This is a genomic window from Streptomyces sp. NPDC048825 (assembly GCF_043198355.1).
Lineage (GTDB): Bacteria > Actinomycetota > Actinomycetes > Streptomycetales > Streptomycetaceae > Streptomyces > Streptomyces xiangluensis.
The window spans coordinates 469,510-486,226 of record NZ_JBICUR010000001.1; the positions used below are offsets into that span (position 1 = coordinate 469,510).

Annotated in this window: 10 protein-coding genes; 4 read left to right on the forward strand and 6 right to left on the reverse strand. The window is 69.0% G+C overall.

Translation table 11 applies throughout. From position 1 onward, the window contains the following. Nucleotides 1–1,133 (reverse strand): molecular chaperone DnaJ (gene dnaJ / locus ACGFNK_RS02140; RefSeq protein WP_386353221.1); only part of this gene is annotated, 1,133 nt, incomplete at its 3' end. Then, nucleotides 1,134–2,150: a heat-inducible transcriptional repressor HrcA gene (gene hrcA / locus ACGFNK_RS02145; RefSeq protein ID WP_393411040.1), complete on the reverse strand. Its 1,017-nt coding sequence runs from the start codon at nt 2,148–2,150 to the stop codon at nt 1,134–1,136. A 223-nt stretch (nt 2,151–2,373) separates the two neighbouring features. Here hrcA and ACGFNK_RS02150 point away from each other — a divergent pair, with 223 nt between their 5' ends. Then, the gene (locus ACGFNK_RS02150) at nt 2,374–3,117 is read left to right on the forward strand and encodes an MBL fold metallo-hydrolase (RefSeq protein WP_393411042.1); all 744 of its coding nucleotides are present in this window, start codon (nt 2,374–2,376) and stop codon (nt 3,115–3,117) included. A gap of 25 nt (nt 3,118–3,142) precedes the next feature. Next, the gene (locus tag ACGFNK_RS02155; RefSeq protein ID WP_393411044.1) at nt 3,143–3,946 is read left to right on the forward strand and encodes a DUF3097 domain-containing protein; all 804 of its coding nucleotides are present in this window, start codon (nt 3,143–3,145) and stop codon (nt 3,944–3,946) included. Between the two features lie 338 nt (nt 3,947–4,284). Here ACGFNK_RS02155 and hemW read toward each other — a convergent pair whose 3' ends face one another. Together hemW and ACGFNK_RS02165 are read right to left on the reverse strand one after the other, a co-directional pair. Beyond that, nucleotides 4,285–5,517, reverse strand: coding sequence for a radical SAM family heme chaperone HemW (gene hemW, locus ACGFNK_RS02160; protein ID WP_393411046.1), 1,233 nt, complete (start codon nt 5,515–5,517; stop codon nt 4,285–4,287). Nucleotides 5,518–5,553: 36 nt separating this feature from the next. Next, nucleotides 5,554–7,485, reverse strand: coding sequence for a SpoIIE family protein phosphatase (locus tag ACGFNK_RS02165; RefSeq protein WP_393411048.1), 1,932 nt, complete (start codon nt 7,483–7,485; stop codon nt 5,554–5,556). 132 nt (nt 7,486–7,617) lie between these two features. On the opposite strand from ACGFNK_RS02165, the gene ACGFNK_RS02170 reads away from it, so the two are divergent. After that, nucleotides 7,618–11,781 (forward strand): HAMP domain-containing protein, encoded by a 4,164-nt coding sequence (locus tag ACGFNK_RS02170; RefSeq protein WP_393411050.1) that lies wholly within the window; start codon nt 7,618–7,620, stop codon nt 11,779–11,781. 17 nt (nt 11,782–11,798) lie between these two features. Continuing rightward, the gene (locus tag ACGFNK_RS02175; RefSeq protein ID WP_393411052.1) at nt 11,799–12,377 is read left to right on the forward strand and encodes a two-component system response regulator; all 579 of its coding nucleotides are present in this window, start codon (nt 11,799–11,801) and stop codon (nt 12,375–12,377) included. 102 nt (nt 12,378–12,479) lie between these two features. Here ACGFNK_RS02175 and ACGFNK_RS02180 read toward each other — a convergent pair whose 3' ends face one another. Together ACGFNK_RS02180 and lepA are read right to left on the reverse strand one after the other, a co-directional pair. After that, nucleotides 12,480–14,366 carry an AMP-dependent synthetase/ligase gene (locus ACGFNK_RS02180; protein WP_393411054.1) on the reverse strand — a complete coding sequence of 629 codons (1,887 nt, stop codon included), beginning with the start codon at nt 14,364–14,366 and terminating at the stop codon, nt 12,480–12,482. A 278-nt stretch (nt 14,367–14,644) separates the two neighbouring features. Next, on the reverse strand, nt 14,645–16,513 hold the full coding sequence (lepA, locus tag ACGFNK_RS02185; protein WP_393411056.1) for a translation elongation factor 4: 1,869 nt from the start codon (nt 16,511–16,513) through the stop codon (nt 14,645–14,647). Nucleotides 16,514–16,717: the final 204 nt, after the last annotated feature.

Here is a 16,717-nt window from a genome sequence, read left to right on the forward strand (position 1 = left end):
CGACCGTTAAAGGCATCCTTCAGACGCGAGAACAACCCTTGCTGCCCGGGCTGGAACTGCCCCGTGGGCCGTTCCTCCCCCCGCAGCTTGGCCAGCTCGCGCAGCAGCCGCTCCTGCTCCACATCGAGCTTGCTCGGAGTCTGGACCTCGACGTGGACGATGAGGTCGCCGCGACCGCCGCCGCGCAGATGCGTGATGCCGCGGCCGTGCAGCGGGATCGACTGGCCGGACTGCGTGCCCGGGCGGATGTCGACCTCCTCCATGCCGTCGAGCGTCTCCAGCGGGACCTTCGTGCCGAGCGACGCCGCGGTCATCGGGAGGGTGACCGTGCAGTGCAGATCGTCGCCGCGACGCTGGAAGGCAGGGTGCGGGACCTCGTGGATCTCTACGTAGAGGTCTCCGGCGGGCCCGCCACCGGGACCGACCTCGCCCTCTCCGGCGAGCTGGATCCGCGTGCCGTTGTCGACACCGGCCGGGATCTTCACGGTCAGGGTCCGGCGGGAGCGTACGCGTCCGTCGCCCGCGCACTCCGGGCACGGGTTCGGTACGACCGTGCCGAAGCCCTGGCACTGCGGGCAGGGCCGGGACGTCATGACCTGGCCGAGGAAGGACCGCGTGACCTGCGAGACCTCACCACGGCCACGGCACATGTCACACGTCTGCGCCGAGGTCCCCGGCGCCGCACCCTCACCGCTGCAGGTGGTGCACACGATCGCCGTGTCGACCTGGATGTCCTTCGTCGTCCCGAAGGCCGCCTCGTCGAGCTCGATCTCCAGGCGGATCATCGCGTCCTGGCCGCGGCGGGTGCGCGAGCGCGGCCCGCGCTGCGACGCCGTACCGAAGAACGCGTCCATGATGTCCGAGAAGTTCCCGAAGCCGCCGGCGCCGAAGCCACCCGCGCCACCGGCGCCCGCCTGGGACAGCGGGTCGCCGCCGAGGTCGTAGACCTGCTTCTTCTGCGGGTCCGACAACACCTCGTACGCGGCGTTGATCTCCTTGAACCGCTCCTGCGTCTTCGGATCAGGATTGACGTCCGGATGCAGCTCGCGGGCGAGTCTCCGGAAGGCTTTCTTGATCTCGTCCTGTGACGCGTCGCGGCGCACGCCGAGTACGGCGTAGTAGTCCGTGGCCACTTACGACTCCGCCAGGATCTGTCCGACGTACCGTGCCACCGCTCGTACCGCTCCCATCGTTCCCGGGTAATCCATGCGGGTCGGTCCGACCACGCCCAGTTTCGCTACTGCCTCGCCGCCCGAACCGTAACCGACGGAGACGACCGAAGTGGAGTTGAGTCCCTCATAGGCGTTCTCATGACCGATCCGCACCGTCATGCCCGAATCGCTTGCCTCACCAAGGAGTCTGAGGAGGACGACCTGCTCCTCCAATGCTTCCAGAACAGGCCGGATCGTGAGGGGAAAGTCATGTCCGAAGCGGGTGAGATTGGCGGTGCCGCCGATCATCAGCCGCTCCTCGGTCTCCTCGACGAGCGTCTCCAGGAGGGTGGAGAGCACCGTCGAGACCGTGCCGCGGTCCTCGGCCTCGAAGGCCTCAGGCAGGTCCTGCACCAGCTGCGGGACGTCCGCGAAACGGCGGCCCGCGACCCGGCTGTTGAGCCGCGCGCGTAGATCCGCCAGAGACGTTTCCCCGAACGGTGCCGGGCAGTCGATCATGCGCTGCTCGACCCGACCCGTGTCCGTGATCAGTACGAGCATGACGCGGGCCGGAGCCAGCGACAGCAGCTCCACGTGCCGCACCGTCGAACGCGTCAGGGACGGATACTGCACCACGGCGACCTGCCTGGTGAGCTGCGCCAGCAGTCGTACGGTCCGGCCCACCACGTCGTCCAGATCGACCGCGCCGTCGAGGAAGTTCTGGATCGCCCGTCGCTCGGGCGCCGTCATCGGCTTGACGCCCGCGAGCTTGTCGACGAAGAGGCGGTAGCCCTTGTCCGTGGGGATGCGTCCGGCGCTGGTGTGCGGCTGCGCGATGTAGCCCTCGTCCTCCAGCGCCGCCATGTCGTTGCGCACCGTCGCCGGGGAGACCCCGAGGCTGTGCCGCTCGGTGAGCGCCTTGGAACCCACCGGCTCTTCCGTGCCCACGTAGTCCTGGACGATGGCGCGGAGCACTTCGAGCCTGCGTTCACTGAGCATCGCGCACACCTCCAGCTGGTCTTTCCCGTGGGCATCGCCTGTCTGCGGTTGGCACTCAGCGCGCACGAGTGCCAGCATCCCGGGTCAAGTGTACGGCCGTGGGGTAGCGCCCCGGCAAGGGCGGACTCGAGCCGCCGATCCGAGGTGTACGGGCATGTCCTGCTCTGTCGGGGACATACAGCTAGCGTCGTTGCATGACGGTGACTTGGGAAGAGTCCGCGGGATGCTGAACACGGTCTGGGTGGAGTCGGGGTGGGAGGAACTGGCACCCGGAGTCGGGCGGTGCCGTCTTCCCGTGTGGGACTGCACGGTCGGCCTGGTGGTGGGCGAGGGGGCGGCACTCATGGTCGACGCGGGGTCGAGCGTGCCGGAGGGCGTACGGCTGCGTACGGAGGCGCAAGAGCTCCTCGGAGGTGGCAGGGTCACCCATCTCGCGCTCACGCATCCCCACTTCGACCATGTCCTCGGGGCGGCGGCGTTCGCCGGGGTCGAGGTCTTCGGGGCGGTGGGCGTTGACCGGGTGCTCGTTCACGACCGCGAAGAGCTGCGCGCGGACGCCGTACGCAACGGCGCCGATCCGATCGAGGCGGCCGAGGCGGCGGATCTCCTCGTCCGGCCGCGGCACCTGGTGTCCGGCGAGTGGACCCTGGACCTGGGCGGCGGCCGACAGGTCCTGCTGGCGAACGTGGGCCCCGGCCATACGCCCCACGATCTGGCGGTCCTGGTCCCGGGCACGCCCGGCGCGGGCTGCCCGGAGGTCGTCTTCTGCGGCGATCTGGTCGAGGAGTCCGGCGAACCCCAGGCCGGACCCGACGCCGTACCGTCCCAATGGCCCGCGGCCCTGGACCGCCTGCTGGCCCTGGGCGGCGAGGACGCGGTGTACGTACCCGGGCACGGCGCCGCGGTGGACGCGGCCTTTGTCCGAGCCCAACGGGACGCGCTGGCAAGGCGTTTCGGGGTCTCGTGAAGGTCGCGAAGGTATCGTCTGCCGAATGCGCCAGTACTCACCGGATCTGACCCCTCCCTGGAAGAAGTCCAAGCCGGTACCGGAAGTCCCGGCGGAGCCGGGCCTGGTCGTCGAGGAGCCCGGCACCGGCTTCTGCGGCGCCGTGATCCGCTGCGAGGCGGCCACGGTCACGCTGGAGGACCGCTTCGGCAAACACCGCGTGTTTCCGCTGGAGCCGCGCGGCTTCCTGCTGGAGGGCCGGGTGGTGACGCTCGTACGTCCGTCGTCGGCGCCGGTACGTCCCACGCGCACGGCCTCCGGCTCGGTGGCCGTCCCCGGCGCCCGCGCCCGCGTGGCCCGTGCCGGGCGCATCTACGTGGAGGGCCGCCACGACGCGGAACTGGTCGAGAAGGTCTGGGGCGACGACCTGCGCATCGAGGGCGTGGTCGTCGAGTACCTGGAGGGCATCGACGACCTCCCGTCCATCGTCGAGGACTTCGCCCCTGGCCCCGACGCCCGCCTGGGCGTCCTGGTCGACCACCTGGTGCCGGGCAGCAAGGAGTCCCGGATCGCGGAGGCGGTGACGAGTGAGTACGCGTTGGTGGTGGGCCATCCGTACATCGACGTCTGGGAGGCGGTGAAGCCGTCGTCGGTGGGAATTGAATCCTGGCCTCGTGTCCCGCACGGCCAGGACTGGAAGACAGGCGTCTGCCGGGCGCTGGGCTGGCCGGAGAACACGGGGGCGGCGTGGGAGCGGATCCTTGGCTCGGTGCGCTCGTATCGGGACCTGGAGCCGGCGCTGCTGGGGCGGGTGGAGGAACTGATCGACTTCGTCACAGCGCCGGAGTAACGGCTGCGTACAGCGGGATTTCGCCCCCGCTTGCCCTTGCCCGTCCCATACCAAGGAGCTCCGCCCCTGGACCCCGCTGGGGGCTGCGCCCCCAGACCCCCATCGGCCTGAACGGCCTCGTCCTCAATCGCCGGACGGGCTGATGGATGCGGGCCTGCGCCGACAAAGTTCGGCCGCGGAAAATCAGCCCCTTGGGGGTCCCCCCAGCGGTAGCTGGGGGAGTGTGAGGCGCGGGGGTCCGGGGCGGAGCCCCGAGGGGTTCAGGGGCGCAGCCCCGGCGGGGCTCCGGGGCCTGGCCCCGGGATGGGACGGGTAAGGGCGGCGGGGGCGAAACACCCTCAGTCCACCAGGTCCCGCACCACCGCATCCGCCAGCAACCGCCCCCGCAGCGTAAGAACCGCCCGCCCCACCTCGTACGGCCCGGCTTCGAGAAGCCCCTCGGCCAGCGCCCGCCGTGACGCCGCGAGCCCGTCCGGCCTCAGCAAGGACAACGGGCAGCCCTCCCGGAGCCGCAGCTCCAGCAGGATCCGCTCCACCCGGCGGTCCTCCTCGGAGAGGAGCTCACGCCCGGCGCCAGGCGACTTGCCCGCCGCCAAGGCGCTCGCATACGCGCCCGGATGCTTCACGTTCCACCACCGCACACCCCCCACATGGCTGTGCGCGCCGGGTCCCGCCCCCCACCAGTCGGCCCCCCGCCAGTACAACTCGTTGTGCAGACACCGCCCAGCCCCGGACGTGGCCCAGTTCGACACCTCGTACCACTCGAACCCCGCCCCCGACAGCACCTCGTCCGCGATCAGGTACCGGTCCGCGTGGACGTCGTCGTCCGTCATCGGAACCTCGCCCCGCCGGATCCGCCGCGCCAGCTGCGTCCCTTCCTCGACGATCAACGCGTACGCCGACACATGGTCCGGCCCGGCCCCCAGAGCCGCCTCCAGCGACGCGCGCCAGTCATCGTCCGACTCCCCCGGCGTCCCATAGATCAGGTCCAGGTTCACATGCTCGAACCCTGCCGCCCGCGCCTCGGCGACACACGCCTCGGGGCGCCCCGGCGTATGCGTACGGTCGAGCACCTTCAGCACATGCTGGCGGGCGCTCTGCATCCCGAACGAGACCCGGTTGAAGCCTCCGGCCCGCAGGGCAGCCAGATACGACGGATCCACCGACTCCGGATTCGCCTCCGTCGTGATCTCCGCATCCTCCGCGAGCCCGAACTCCTCCCGGATCGCCCCCAGCATCCGTACGAGATCACCGGCGGCCAGCAGCGTGGGCGTACCGCCGCCGACGAAGACCGTGCGGACCGGACGAGGGTCGTCGCCCAGGGTCTTGCGAGCCAACCGGACCTCGTCGATCAGGGTCGACGCGTAGTTGTCGCGGGAGGCGAGCACGCCTCCGCTGCCCCGCAGCTCGGTCGCGGTGTACGTGTTGAAGTCGCAGTAGCCGCAGCGCGTCGCGCAGTACGGCACATGCAGATAGAACCCGAGAGGGCGCGAGGCCGCGCCCGCCAGGGCGTGCGCGGGCAGTGTCCCGTCGTCGGGGACGGGCTCACCGTCGGGAAGTGCGGAAGGCATGCCTTCCATTGTCCAGCACCGCCACGAAACCCCGGACTACTCCGCCTGCAGCACCAGCAGCGCGAGATCGTCCTCCGGCGGCCTCGGCCCGAATTCGTGCACCAGACGCCGGATCCGCTCGGCGATCAGCTCGGCGCTCAGGCCCGCGCAGCCGCTGAGGACGGTGGCGAGCCCTTCGGAGTCGTCGAACTGGCGGGCCCCACTGCGCCGCTCCGTCACCCCGTCGGTGACGCACAGGAGGCTGTCGCCGGGGCGCAGCTCGAAGCTCCCGTACGTGTACGTGGCGTCCTCGAAGACACCGAGCAGCGTCTGCGGCTGGGCCACCTCGGTGAGCACCGTGCCGCAGGGTTCGAGGACCATCGGCAGCGGATGCCCGGCCGAGGCGATGGTGCAGTGCACACCGCCGTCGAAGGGGACCAGCTCGCCGTACAGCAGGGAGAGGAACCGGTTCTGCGGCCCTTCGTCGGCAAGGCCGGACCCGCCGGCTGCCACCAGGGAGCGGGCGGCGGCGTCCGCGGCCTCGGTCGCGTCGTCGAGAAGCAGCTGGTTGAGGCGGTCGAGGACGTCGGGCACCTCGTAGCCCTCGCGGGCGAGCAGCCGCAGCCAGGGCCGGGCGAGTCCGATGACGACGGCGGCCTCGGGTCCCTTGCCCTGGACGTCGCCGAGCGCGAAGCACCAGCGCCCGTCCCCGGCCGGGAAGAGGTCGTAGAAGTCACCGCTCGGCCCGCCCTTGTCGCACGGCTCGTACACGAGCGCGCTGCGTACGCCCGGTATCTCGGCGACCGCTCCGGGCAGCAGGCCGCGCTGCAGTACGCGGCTGATGGTGGCCTGGCGCGCGTACTGCCGTGCCGCCCCGATGGCGAGCGACACCCGGCGGCTGAGGTCCTCGACGAGCCCGGTGATCTCGTCGGGGAAGCGGACGAGCCCGGCCCGTCCGATGACGAGTGTGCCGAGCGGCCGGCCGCCCGCGATCAGCCGGTACGCGAGTGCTGTCCCGCTGTCCGCGCCCGCGCCGAGCGCTTCTCCGGGCCAGGGCACGGGAACGGGGCTGGAGCCCGCCGAGTCGGGCACGCGCGGCGGGTCCTTCTCGAGGAACAGGCGCAGCTCCTCGATACGGTTCTCGCTGCCGTGCCAGACGCGGGCGAGCCGTGGCCCGCCGATCAGGCCCCCGTCGGGCCGGCCCGGCGTCTCGTCCTCGAGCCACACCGCGCACCAGTCGGCGAGCCGCGGCACGAGCAGCTGCCCGGTGAGCGCGGCGACCAGGTCCTCGTCGAGCTGCCCGGCCAGCAGGTCGGAGGCCTCCGCGAGGAAGCAGAGGGCGCCGCGGTTGAGCCATTCCTGATCCTGCAGCGGTACGCCGCGGCGGGGCGCGGGGGCGAGGATCTCGGCGGCCCGCACCCCGCGCAGCAGGGCGTGTTCACCGGCGTACGCCTCTGGCTCGGCCGTCTCCTCGACGGGCGCGACCCCCTCGACGGGCAGCCGCGCCCACACGGTCTTGGTGCCGGTGCGGTAGGTGATGCCCCAGGACTCGGCGAGCGCGGAGACGAGCCGCAGACCGCGCCCGTACTCGACGGTGTCGAACGGCCGCTCCACGCCGTCGCCGCGCACCACGCGCGCGGGATGGTGGTCGGCGACCTCGATGGCGAGCACACCTGCGGCCGATCCGGCGGTGTCTCCGGCGGTGTCTTCGGCGGTCTCGGCGTGCTCGGCGGCTTCGAGGCACATCTCCAGGCCTACGTCCGTGCCGGCGTGCACGACCGCGTTGGTGACGAGTTCGCTGACCACGACCACGGCGTCGTTGACGAGCTGGTCGGTGATGAACTCGACGCCGGGCAGGGCGAGTTCGGTCCACTCGGCGAGCGCGGCGCGGACGAAGCGGCGGGCGGCTCCCGGCGCGAGAGGGTTGCCCGGCAGCGATGTACGCGCGGCCGGGCGCGGACGCTCAGGCGTATCAGGAGCACGGGACATGGTCTCCCGTCGCGTTGGTATGGCCCCCACTGTGCGGCTCCCTGAGCAGTTGGACGAATAGGCCTCAGGCGGCATCGACAGAGTGACAGACTGGCCCCGCCCATATGCGCCGAGTTACCGAAGTGGGCCCGCATGAGTGAGAACAGTGCTACGCAAGTGGTCGAAGACGGACAGATACGAGCATCCGATCTGCGTCCCCTGCTCGCTGCCATGACCGCCGCCCGGGACGGTGACTTCACGAAGGTGCCGGAGACGGGGCAGGGGCTGGTGGCCGAGCTCAACACGGTGTTCAACCAGATCATGGGCCGTGACGCGCACTTCAACTCCGAGGTGCAGCGCGTCCGCCGGGAGCTGGTGCGCCACGGCCGCCTTGACGAGCGGCTCTCCGCAAGCCCTGGCCAGGGGCAGTGGACGTCCAGGGTCGACGATGTGAACCAGCTGCTCGACGCGCTGGTGGCGCCCGCCGCGAACGCGACGCGCGTGCTGGACGCGGTGGCCGGCGGCGATCTGACCCAGCGGGTCGACCTGCACGACGGGAACCGTCAACTCCGGGGCGACCTGCGCCGGTTGGGGCGAGCCGTCAACAAGATGGTGGATCAGCTGTCCCTGTTCACCGGAGAGGTGACCCGGGTCGCCCGCGAGGTCGGCACGGAGGGACGGCTGGGCGGTCGCGCCAAGGTGACGGGCCTGTCCGGGAGCTGGCGGGACGTGACCGAGGCCGTCAACACGATGGCATCCCGGCTGACCGCACAGGTGCGGGACATCGCCCTGGTGACGACGGCGGTGGCGCGCGGCGACCTGACCCGCACGGTGACGGTCGAGGCGACGGGCGAGCTGCTCGAACTGAAGCTGACCGTGAACACGATGGTCGACCAGCTCTCCGCCTTCGCCGACGAGGTCACGCGAGTGGCCCGCGAGGTCGGCACCGAGGGCCAGTTGGGCGGCCGGGCGCAGGTGCGCGGGGTGTCCGGGGTGTGGAAAGACCTCACCGACAACGTCAACTTCATGGCGTCCAACCTGACTTCACAGGTCCGCAACATCGCCCAGGTGACCACGGCCGTCGCGAACGGCGACCTCAGCCAGAAGATCACGGTCGACGCGCAGGGCGAGATCCTCGAACTCAAGTCGACGATCAACACGATGGTCGACCAGCTCTCCGCCTTCGCCGACGAGGTCACGCGAGTGGCCCGCGAGGTCGGCACCGAGGGCAACCTGGGAGGTCGCGCTCAGGTCCGTGGCGTATCCGGGGTCTGGAAGGACCTCACCGACAACGTCAACTTCATGGCGGACAACCTGACTTCACAGGTACGGAACATCGCCCTCGTCTCGACCGCCGTCGCCCAGGGCGACCTCGGCAAGAAGATCACGGTGGAGGCGAAGGGCGAGATCCTGGAGCTGAAGTCGACGATCAACACGATGGTGGACCAGCTCTCCGCGTTCGCGGATGAGGTGACGAGGGTGGCCCGCGAGGTCGGCACCGAGGGCAACCTGGGAGGTCAGGCCCAGGTCCGTGGCGTATCCGGGGTCTGGAAGGACCTCACCGACAACGTCAACTTCATGGCGCTGAACCTGACTTCACAGGTGCGGAACATCGCCCAGGTGACCACGGCCGTCGCGAACGGCGACCTGTCCAAGAAGATCACCGTCGACGCCCGCGGCGAGATCCTCGAACTCAAGGACACCGTCAACACGATGGTGGAGCAGCTGCGCGCCTTCGCCGACGAGGTGACCCGCGTGGCCCGAGAGGTCGGCACGGACGGACGGCTCGGCGGGCGTGCCCAGGTCCTCGGCGTCTCGGGTGTGTGGCGAGATCTGACCGACAACGTCAACTACATGGCGGACAACCTGACCTCGCAGGTACGGAACATCGCGCAGGTCGCCACCGCCGTGGCCCAGGGTGACCTCTCCAAGAAGATCGACGTGGATGCGCGCGGGGAGATCCTGGAGCTGAAGACCACGATCAACACGATGGTGGACACCCTGTCGTCGTTCTCGTCCGAGGTGACGAGGGTGGCCCGCGAGGTGGGTTCCGAGGGCCAGCTCGGTGGCCAGGCAAGGGTCGAGGGCGTGTACGGCACCTGGAAGCGCCTGACGACCAACGTGAACGAGCTGGCCTCCAACCTCACCACCCAGGTCCGCGCGATCGCCGAGGTGGCGTCCGCGGTGGCCCAGGGCGACATGTCCCGCTCCATCTCGGTGGAGACCCGCGGCGAGGTCACCGAGCTGAAGGACAACATCAACCTGATGGTGGCCAACCTCCGCGAGACGACCCGCGCGAAGGACTGGCTGGAGTCGAACCTCGCCCGCCTCGCCGCCCTGATGCAGGGCCACCGGGACCTGATGGAGGTCGCCGACCTGATCCTGCGCGAGCTGACACCGCTGGTGAACGCGCAGTACGGCGCGTTCTATCTGGCCGACCCCGACGAGGACAGCCCGGCGCTGCGAACGGCCGTGCCCGCCAAGGGACTTGCCTTCATCGCCGGGTACGGGGCGGCGCAGGGCGCGACCGTGGAGACCGGCGGGCTGCCGGTGCACGGGCTGGTGGCGCAGGCGGCCCGGGAGAAGAAGCGGATCCTCGTCGAGGAGGCCCCGCCGGACTACATCAAGATCAACAGCGGTCTGGGCGAGGCGTCCCCGTCGAGCGTCGTCATCATTCCGATTCTCTTCGAGGACAAGCTGCTCGGCGTGGTCGAACTGGCCTCGTTCTCCCGCTTCTCCGATGTCCACCTGGCGTTCTTCGACCAGTTCGTGAACACCATCGGCGTCGCCATCAACACCATCATCGCCAACTCCCGTACGGAGTCCCTGCTCGGCCAGTCCCAGCAGCTGGCCACCCAGCTCCAGGAGCGCTCCGACGAACTCCAGCGCCAGCAGGCCGAGTTGCAGCGCTCGAACGCCGAACTGGAGGAGAAGGCAGCGCTCCTGGCGACGTCGTCGCAGTACAAGTCGGAGTTCCTGGCGAACATGTCGCACGAGCTGCGCACACCGCTGAACTCGCTGCTGATCCTCGCCCGGCTGCTCTCCGACAACCCGGACGGCCATCTCTCCGACCAGGAAGTGCAGTTCGCGTCCACGATCCACCGCTCGGGCTCGGACCTGCTCCAGCTGATCAACGACATCCTCGACCTCTCGAAGATCGAGGCCGGCCGGATGGACGTACGCCCGAAGAAACTGCCGCTGATAAAGCTGCTCGACTACGTCCACGCCACGTTCCGGCCGCTCACCATCGACCGGGGGCTCGCTTTCGAGGTGGCGGTCGGCGAGGACGTACCGCGCGAGATGTACTCGGACGAGCAGCGCCTCCAGCAGATCCTGCGCAACCTGCTGTCCAACGCGATCAAGTTCACCGCGAACGGCCGGGTCGAGCTGCGCGTCAACCGCGTCAAGGACCCCGAGCACCGCTACACGCGCGGCGGCGACCACGACGAGGTGATCGCCTTCGCGGTGACCGACACCGGCATCGGTATCGCGCCGGAGAAACTCCCGGTGATCTTCGAGGCGTTCCAGCAGGCCGACGGCACCACCAACCGCAAGTACGGCGGCACCGGCCTCGGTCTGTCCATCAGCCGCGAGATCGCCAGGCTGCTCGGCGGCCGGATCATCGCCGAGAGCCAGCCGGGCAAGGGTTCCACCTTCACGCTGTACGTACCGGTCGCCAGCCCCGGCCACGCGGCGACCGGGCCCGTACCCGAGGAACGCCAGTCGCCCGCGCCCGAGCAGTTGTCCACCGATTCCACCGAGCCGTACACCGTCCACGACACGGACGACACCTGGCCCACGCCCACCAAACTGGAGGCGTGGAAGGCGGGCCGGGCGGGTCAGCTGCTGCCGGGGCGCCGGGTGTTGATCGTGGACGACGACATCCGCAACGTCTTCGCGCTCACGCATGTCCTGGGCCGGGTCGGGATGCCCGTGCTGTACGCGGAGAACGGCCGCGAGGGCATCGAGACGCTGGAGCGCAACCCGGACGTCGAACTGGTCCTGATGGACATCATGATGCCGGAGATGGACGGCTACGAGACCATCGCCGCCATCCGCCGCACCCCGCGCTGGGCCGGCCTTCCCATCGTCGCCCTCACCGCCAAGGCGATGCCGGGCGACCGCGAGAAGTCCATCGCCCGCGGCGCCAACGACTACGTACCCAAGCCGGTGGACGTCGATCAACTGCTGACCGTCGTCTGCGCCCTTCTGGAACCGGCCGGACAAGACGACGGACAAGACGACGACTCGGAGGCGGAAGGACGTGGCGAAGAGCCGGAAACCGTCGGCCCCGCCGTCCCGTCGCCGAACGACTGAGGCAGGCAGCCAACACCATGAGTACTGAGGCATCGACCGACGAGCGCGCCAACATCCTCCTCGTGGACGACATGGAGGACAACCTGATAGCGCTGGAGGCCGTCCTGGGGTCCCTCAACGAGCCGCTGATACGGGCCCGTTCCGGCGAGGAAGCGATGAAGGCGCTGCTGCGGCAGCGGTTCGCCGTCGTGCTGCTCGACATCCGCATGCCGGGCATGGACGGTTTCGAGACCGCCGCGAACATCAAGCGGCTCGACCAGACCAAGGACGTCCCGATCATCTTCCTGACCGGCACGGACGCCGACTCGGGCTACGCCTTCCGCGGCTACGCCACCGGCGCCGCCGACTACCTCACCAAGCCCTTCGACCCCTGGGTCCTACGAGCCAAGGTCACAGTCTTCCTGGACCTCCACCGCAAAACCCGCCAACTGGAACGGATGCTTGCGCAGCAGCGGGCGCATGGCGCGCAGGTGAACGCGCGGCTGGACGCCTTGGAGAAGGAACTGGTTGAAGTCTCACCGGACTTGGCGGCGTTGCGCACGCAGGTCAGAGGCCTACGGGCCTTGATGACGGGAAACGGCGCCCTGTTGACGTAGGGCGCGGAGTGCGCCCCTCCAGGGGCGCGGGGAACTGCGCGACCAGCCACAAACGACCCGCAGCCAAGAGCCGACCGCAGTTCCCCGCTCTCCCGCGAGCCGCTACGCCTCTCGGGAGCCCGCGTACATCTCCTCGATCAGCTCCTTGTACTCCCGCTCAACAACCGGCCGCTTCAACTTCAGACTCGGCGTCAGCTCACCGTGCTCAATGTCGAGGTCCCGCGGCAGAAGCCTGAACTTCTTGATGGTCTGCCACTTCTGAAGCCCTTGGTTGAGCTGCTTGACGTACCCGTCGATGAGCTCAACCGTCGCAGGGTCGGCGACAACCTCCGCGTACGACTTGCCCGACAGCCCGTGCTCCTCGGCCCACCCGAGGATGGACGGCTCATCGAGCGCGATGAGCGCGGTGCAGAAGTTCCGGTCGGCACCGTGCACGAGGATGTTGGACACGTACGGGCACACCGCCTTGAACTGGCCCTCGACCTCGGCCGGCGCGATGTACTTGCCGCCGGACGTCTTGATCAGGTCCTTCTTGCGGTCGGTGATCCGCAGATAGCCGTCGGGCGACAGCTCCCCGATGTCACCGGTGTGGAACCAGCCGTCCGGCTCCAGCACTTCGGCGGTCTTCTCGGGCAGCTTGTGGTAGCCCTCCATGATCCCGGGCCCGCGCAGCAGGATCTCGCCGTCGTCCGCGATACGCACCTCGCAGCCGGGCAGCGGCTTGCCCACGGTCCCCGTGCGGTACGCCTCCCCCGGGTTCACGAAGGACGCGGCGGACGACTCGGTCAGTCCGTACCCCTCCAGGATGTGCACGCCGGCGCCGGCGAAGAAGTAGCCGATGTCGGGCGCGAGCGCGGCCGATCCGGAGACGCAGGCGCGCAGATTGCCGCCGAAGGCATCGCGCAGCTTGGAGTAGACGAGCGCGTCCGCCACCTTGTGCTTGGCGCCGAGACCGAAGGGCACGGAGGCCGTACCGGTCCTGCGGAAGTTGTCCTGGCTGACCTTGGCGTACTCACGGGCGACCCCGGCCGCCCACTGGAAGATCTTGTACTTGGCGGGACCGCCGGCGCGGGCCTTGGCCGCGACGCCGTTGTAGACCTTCTCGAAGATGCGGGGCACGGCCGCCATGTACGTCGGCTGCACCACCGGAAGATTCTCGATGATCTTGTCCACGCGGCCGTCGACGGCGGTGACGTGCCCGACGTCGATCTGCCCGGACGTGAGCACCTTGCCGAAGACATGGGCGAGCGGCAGCCACAGGTACTGCACGTCCTCGGCGCTGATCAGGCCGGTCGCGGAGGTCGCCTTGGCCATGTAGGACCAGTTGTCGTGCGGCAGCCGTACGCCCTTGGGGCGGCCGGTGGTGCCGGAGGTGTAGATCAGCGTGGCGAGCTGGTCGGAGGTGATCGCGCCGACCTTCTCCTTGATGAGGTCGGGGTTCTTCTCCAGGCCGGCGGCGCCGCGCTTCTCCAGCTCGGCGAGGGTGAGCACCCAGTCACCCTCGTCCTGGGAGGAGTCCACACCGGTGCCGTCGATGACGACGACATGGGTCAGTTCGGGGAGTTCGGCCCGCTTCTCGCGCGCCTTGGCGAGCTGAGCGGCGTCCTCCGCGATCAGGACCTTGCTCTCGGAGTCGGAGAGGATGAACGCCGACTCCTCGGCGTTGGTCTGCGGGTAGACGGTCGTCGTCGCGGCGCCCGCGCACATGATGCCGAGGTCGACGAGGATCCACTCGACCCGGGTGGCGGAGGAGAGCGCGACGCGCTGCTCCGGCTGAACGCCCAGTTCGATCAGACCGGCAGCGATGGCGAAGACCCGCTCGGCGGCCTGCGCCCAGGTCAGCGACTTCCAGTCGTCCGGGCCCTCGCCCGAGGCTGGGGGTACGGGGTAACGGTAGGCCTCGGCGTCCGGTGTGGCCGCCACGCGCTCCAGGAAGAGGGCCGCCACGGACGGCGGACGGTTCTCGATCAGGGTTTGTGTGTCGCTCACGACATCCTCCGGGCCCGCGACAGTGTGCGGCTGGCTCTTTGCGGCTGTTGTGTCACTCGCGGCCGCTGTTTAACTCGCGAGTAACCATCGAGTGGTGATCAGAGTAGAGCGCGACTCCCCGGTGCGTAAGGGGCGGCGAGCTGTCACTTACTACAAAGACTCCTACGCAGAGCGACCTTACGCACGCGTACGGGCCCGTCGCACCGAAACGCGACGAGCCCGCATTCTTCCCCAGTTTCCAGGGGTAACAGCGTTCGGCTTCCCCGGAACGACGCCTGTTACTTCTTGCCCCTGCCGGAGGTCGCGCTCTCGTCGCTGGACAGCACCGCGATGAAGGCCTCTTGCGGAACCTCCACAGAGCCCACCATCTTCATCCGCTTCTTGCCTTCCTTCTGCTTCTCCAGCAGCTTCCGCTTACGGGAGATGTCACCGCCGTAGCACTTGGCCAGGACGTCCTTGCGGATGGCGCGGATGGTCTCGCGGGCGATGACCCGGGAGCCGATGGCCGCCTGGATGGGCACCTCGAAGGCCTGCCGCGGGATCAGCTCGCGCAGCTTGGCGACCAGCCGCACGCCATATGCGTACGCCTGGTCCTTGTGGGTGATCGCGGAGAACGCGTCGACCTTGTCGCCGTGCAGCAGGATGTCCACCTTGACGAGGCTGGAGGTCTGCTCGCCGGTCGGCTCGTAGTCGAGGGAGGCATAGCCACGGGTCTTGGACTTCAGCTGGTCGAAGAAGTCGAAGACGATCTCCGCGAGCGGCAGCGTGTAGCGGATCTCGACGCGGTCCTCGGAGAGGTAGTCCATGCCGAGCATGGTGCCGCGGCGGGTCTGGCACAGCTCCATGATCGAACCGATGAACTCGCTCGGGGCGAGAATCGTGGCGCGTACGACCGGCTCGTACACCTCACTGATCTTCCCCTCGGGGAACTCGCTCGGGTTCGTCACCGTGTGCTCGACGCCGTCCTCCATGATCACGCGGTAGACCACGTTCGGCGCGGTGGCGATCAGGTCGAGCCCGAACTCGCGCTCGAGGCGCTCCCGGATCACGTCCAGGTGCAGAAGCCCGAGGAATCCGACGCGGAAACCGAAGCCGAGGGCGGCGGAGGTCTCCGGCTCGTAGACCAGCGCGGCGTCGTTGAGCTGAAGCTTGTCGAGGGCGTCGCGCAGCTCGGGGTAGTCCGAGCCGTCCAGCGGATACAGCCCGGAGAAGACCATCGGCTTGGGATCCTTGTACCCGCCGAGGGCCTCTGTCGCGCCCTTGTGCAGGCTGGTGATCGTGTCACCGACCTTGGACTGGCGGACGTCCTTCACACCGGTGATGAGGTAACCGACCTCACCGACTCCCAGGCCGTCGGCGGAGAGCATCTCGGGCGAGTTGGTCCCGATCTCCAGCAGCTCGTGCGTGGCGCCGGTGGACATCATCCGGATCCGCTCGCGCTTGTTGAGCTGCCCGTCGATGACTCGTACGTACGTCACGACGCCGCGGTAGGAGTCGTACACCGAGTCGAAGATCATGGCGCGCGCCGGGGCGTCCTTGACGCCGACGGGGGCGGGAACCTGGGCGACGACCTTGTCCAGCAGCGCCTCGACGCCGAGTCCGGTCTTGGCGGAGACCTTGAGGACATCGCCGGGGTCGCAGCCGATGAGGTGGGCGAGCTCCTCGGCGAACTTCTCGGGCTGCGCGGCGGGCAGATCGATCTTGTTGAGTACGGGGATGATCGTGAGGTCGTTCTCCATCGCCAGGTAGAGGTTGGCGAGGGTCTGTGCCTCGATGCCCTGAGCGGCGTCGACGAGCAGGATCGTCCCCTCGCACGCGGCGAGCGACCGGGACACCTCGTACGTGAAGTCCACGTGCCCCGGAGTGTCGATCATGTTGAGGATGTGAGTGTTGCCCGGGTCCTCGGTCGGAGCCCAGGGCAGACGGACCGCCTGGGACTTGATCGTGATGCCGCGCTCGCGCTCGATGTCCATACGGTCGAGATACTGAGCGCGCATCTGCCGCTGCTCGACCACACCGGTCAGCTGGAGCATCCGGTCGGCGAGCGTGGACTTGCCGTGGTCGATGTGCGCGATGATGCAGAAATTGCGGATCAGAGCCGGGTCTGTACGGCTCGGCTTCGGCACATTGTTAGGGGTCGCGGGCACGCAGGGTCCTGATTCTTGAGGTATCCGCAGGGGGCAGCGGCTCGGGTTCGGATCGATACGTAGGTTCCATGGTCCCACGGGCGGAGACCGGCGACGGGTTTGGGCCGGTAGGACTACGGCTGCTAGTCTGAGCAGCTGTGTCTCATGCCCTCTGAGTTGCCCCGTGTGGGCGGCCTCTGCGGGAGGCGCAGACGGCTCCGCCGG

Coding starts and splice junctions, on each gene's coding strand:
- hrcA (WP_393411040.1), bottom strand. CDS start 2,150: ATGCTCAGTGAACGCAGGCTCGAAGTGCTCCGCGCCATCGTCCAGGAC.
- hemW (WP_393411046.1), bottom strand. CDS start 5,517: ATGCCTTCCGCACTTCCCGACGGTGAGCCCGTCCCCGACGACGGGACA.
- ACGFNK_RS02155 (WP_393411044.1), top strand. CDS start 3,143: ATGCGCCAGTACTCACCGGATCTGACCCCTCCCTGGAAGAAGTCCAAG.
- ACGFNK_RS02170 (WP_393411050.1), top strand. CDS start 7,618: ATGAGTGAGAACAGTGCTACGCAAGTGGTCGAAGACGGACAGATACGA.
- ACGFNK_RS02175 (WP_393411052.1), top strand. CDS start 11,799: ATGAGTACTGAGGCATCGACCGACGAGCGCGCCAACATCCTCCTCGTG.
- ACGFNK_RS02150 (WP_393411042.1), top strand. CDS start 2,374: ATGCTGAACACGGTCTGGGTGGAGTCGGGGTGGGAGGAACTGGCACCC.
- ACGFNK_RS02165 (WP_393411048.1), bottom strand. CDS start 7,485: ATGTCCCGTGCTCCTGATACGCCTGAGCGTCCGCGCCCGGCCGCGCGT.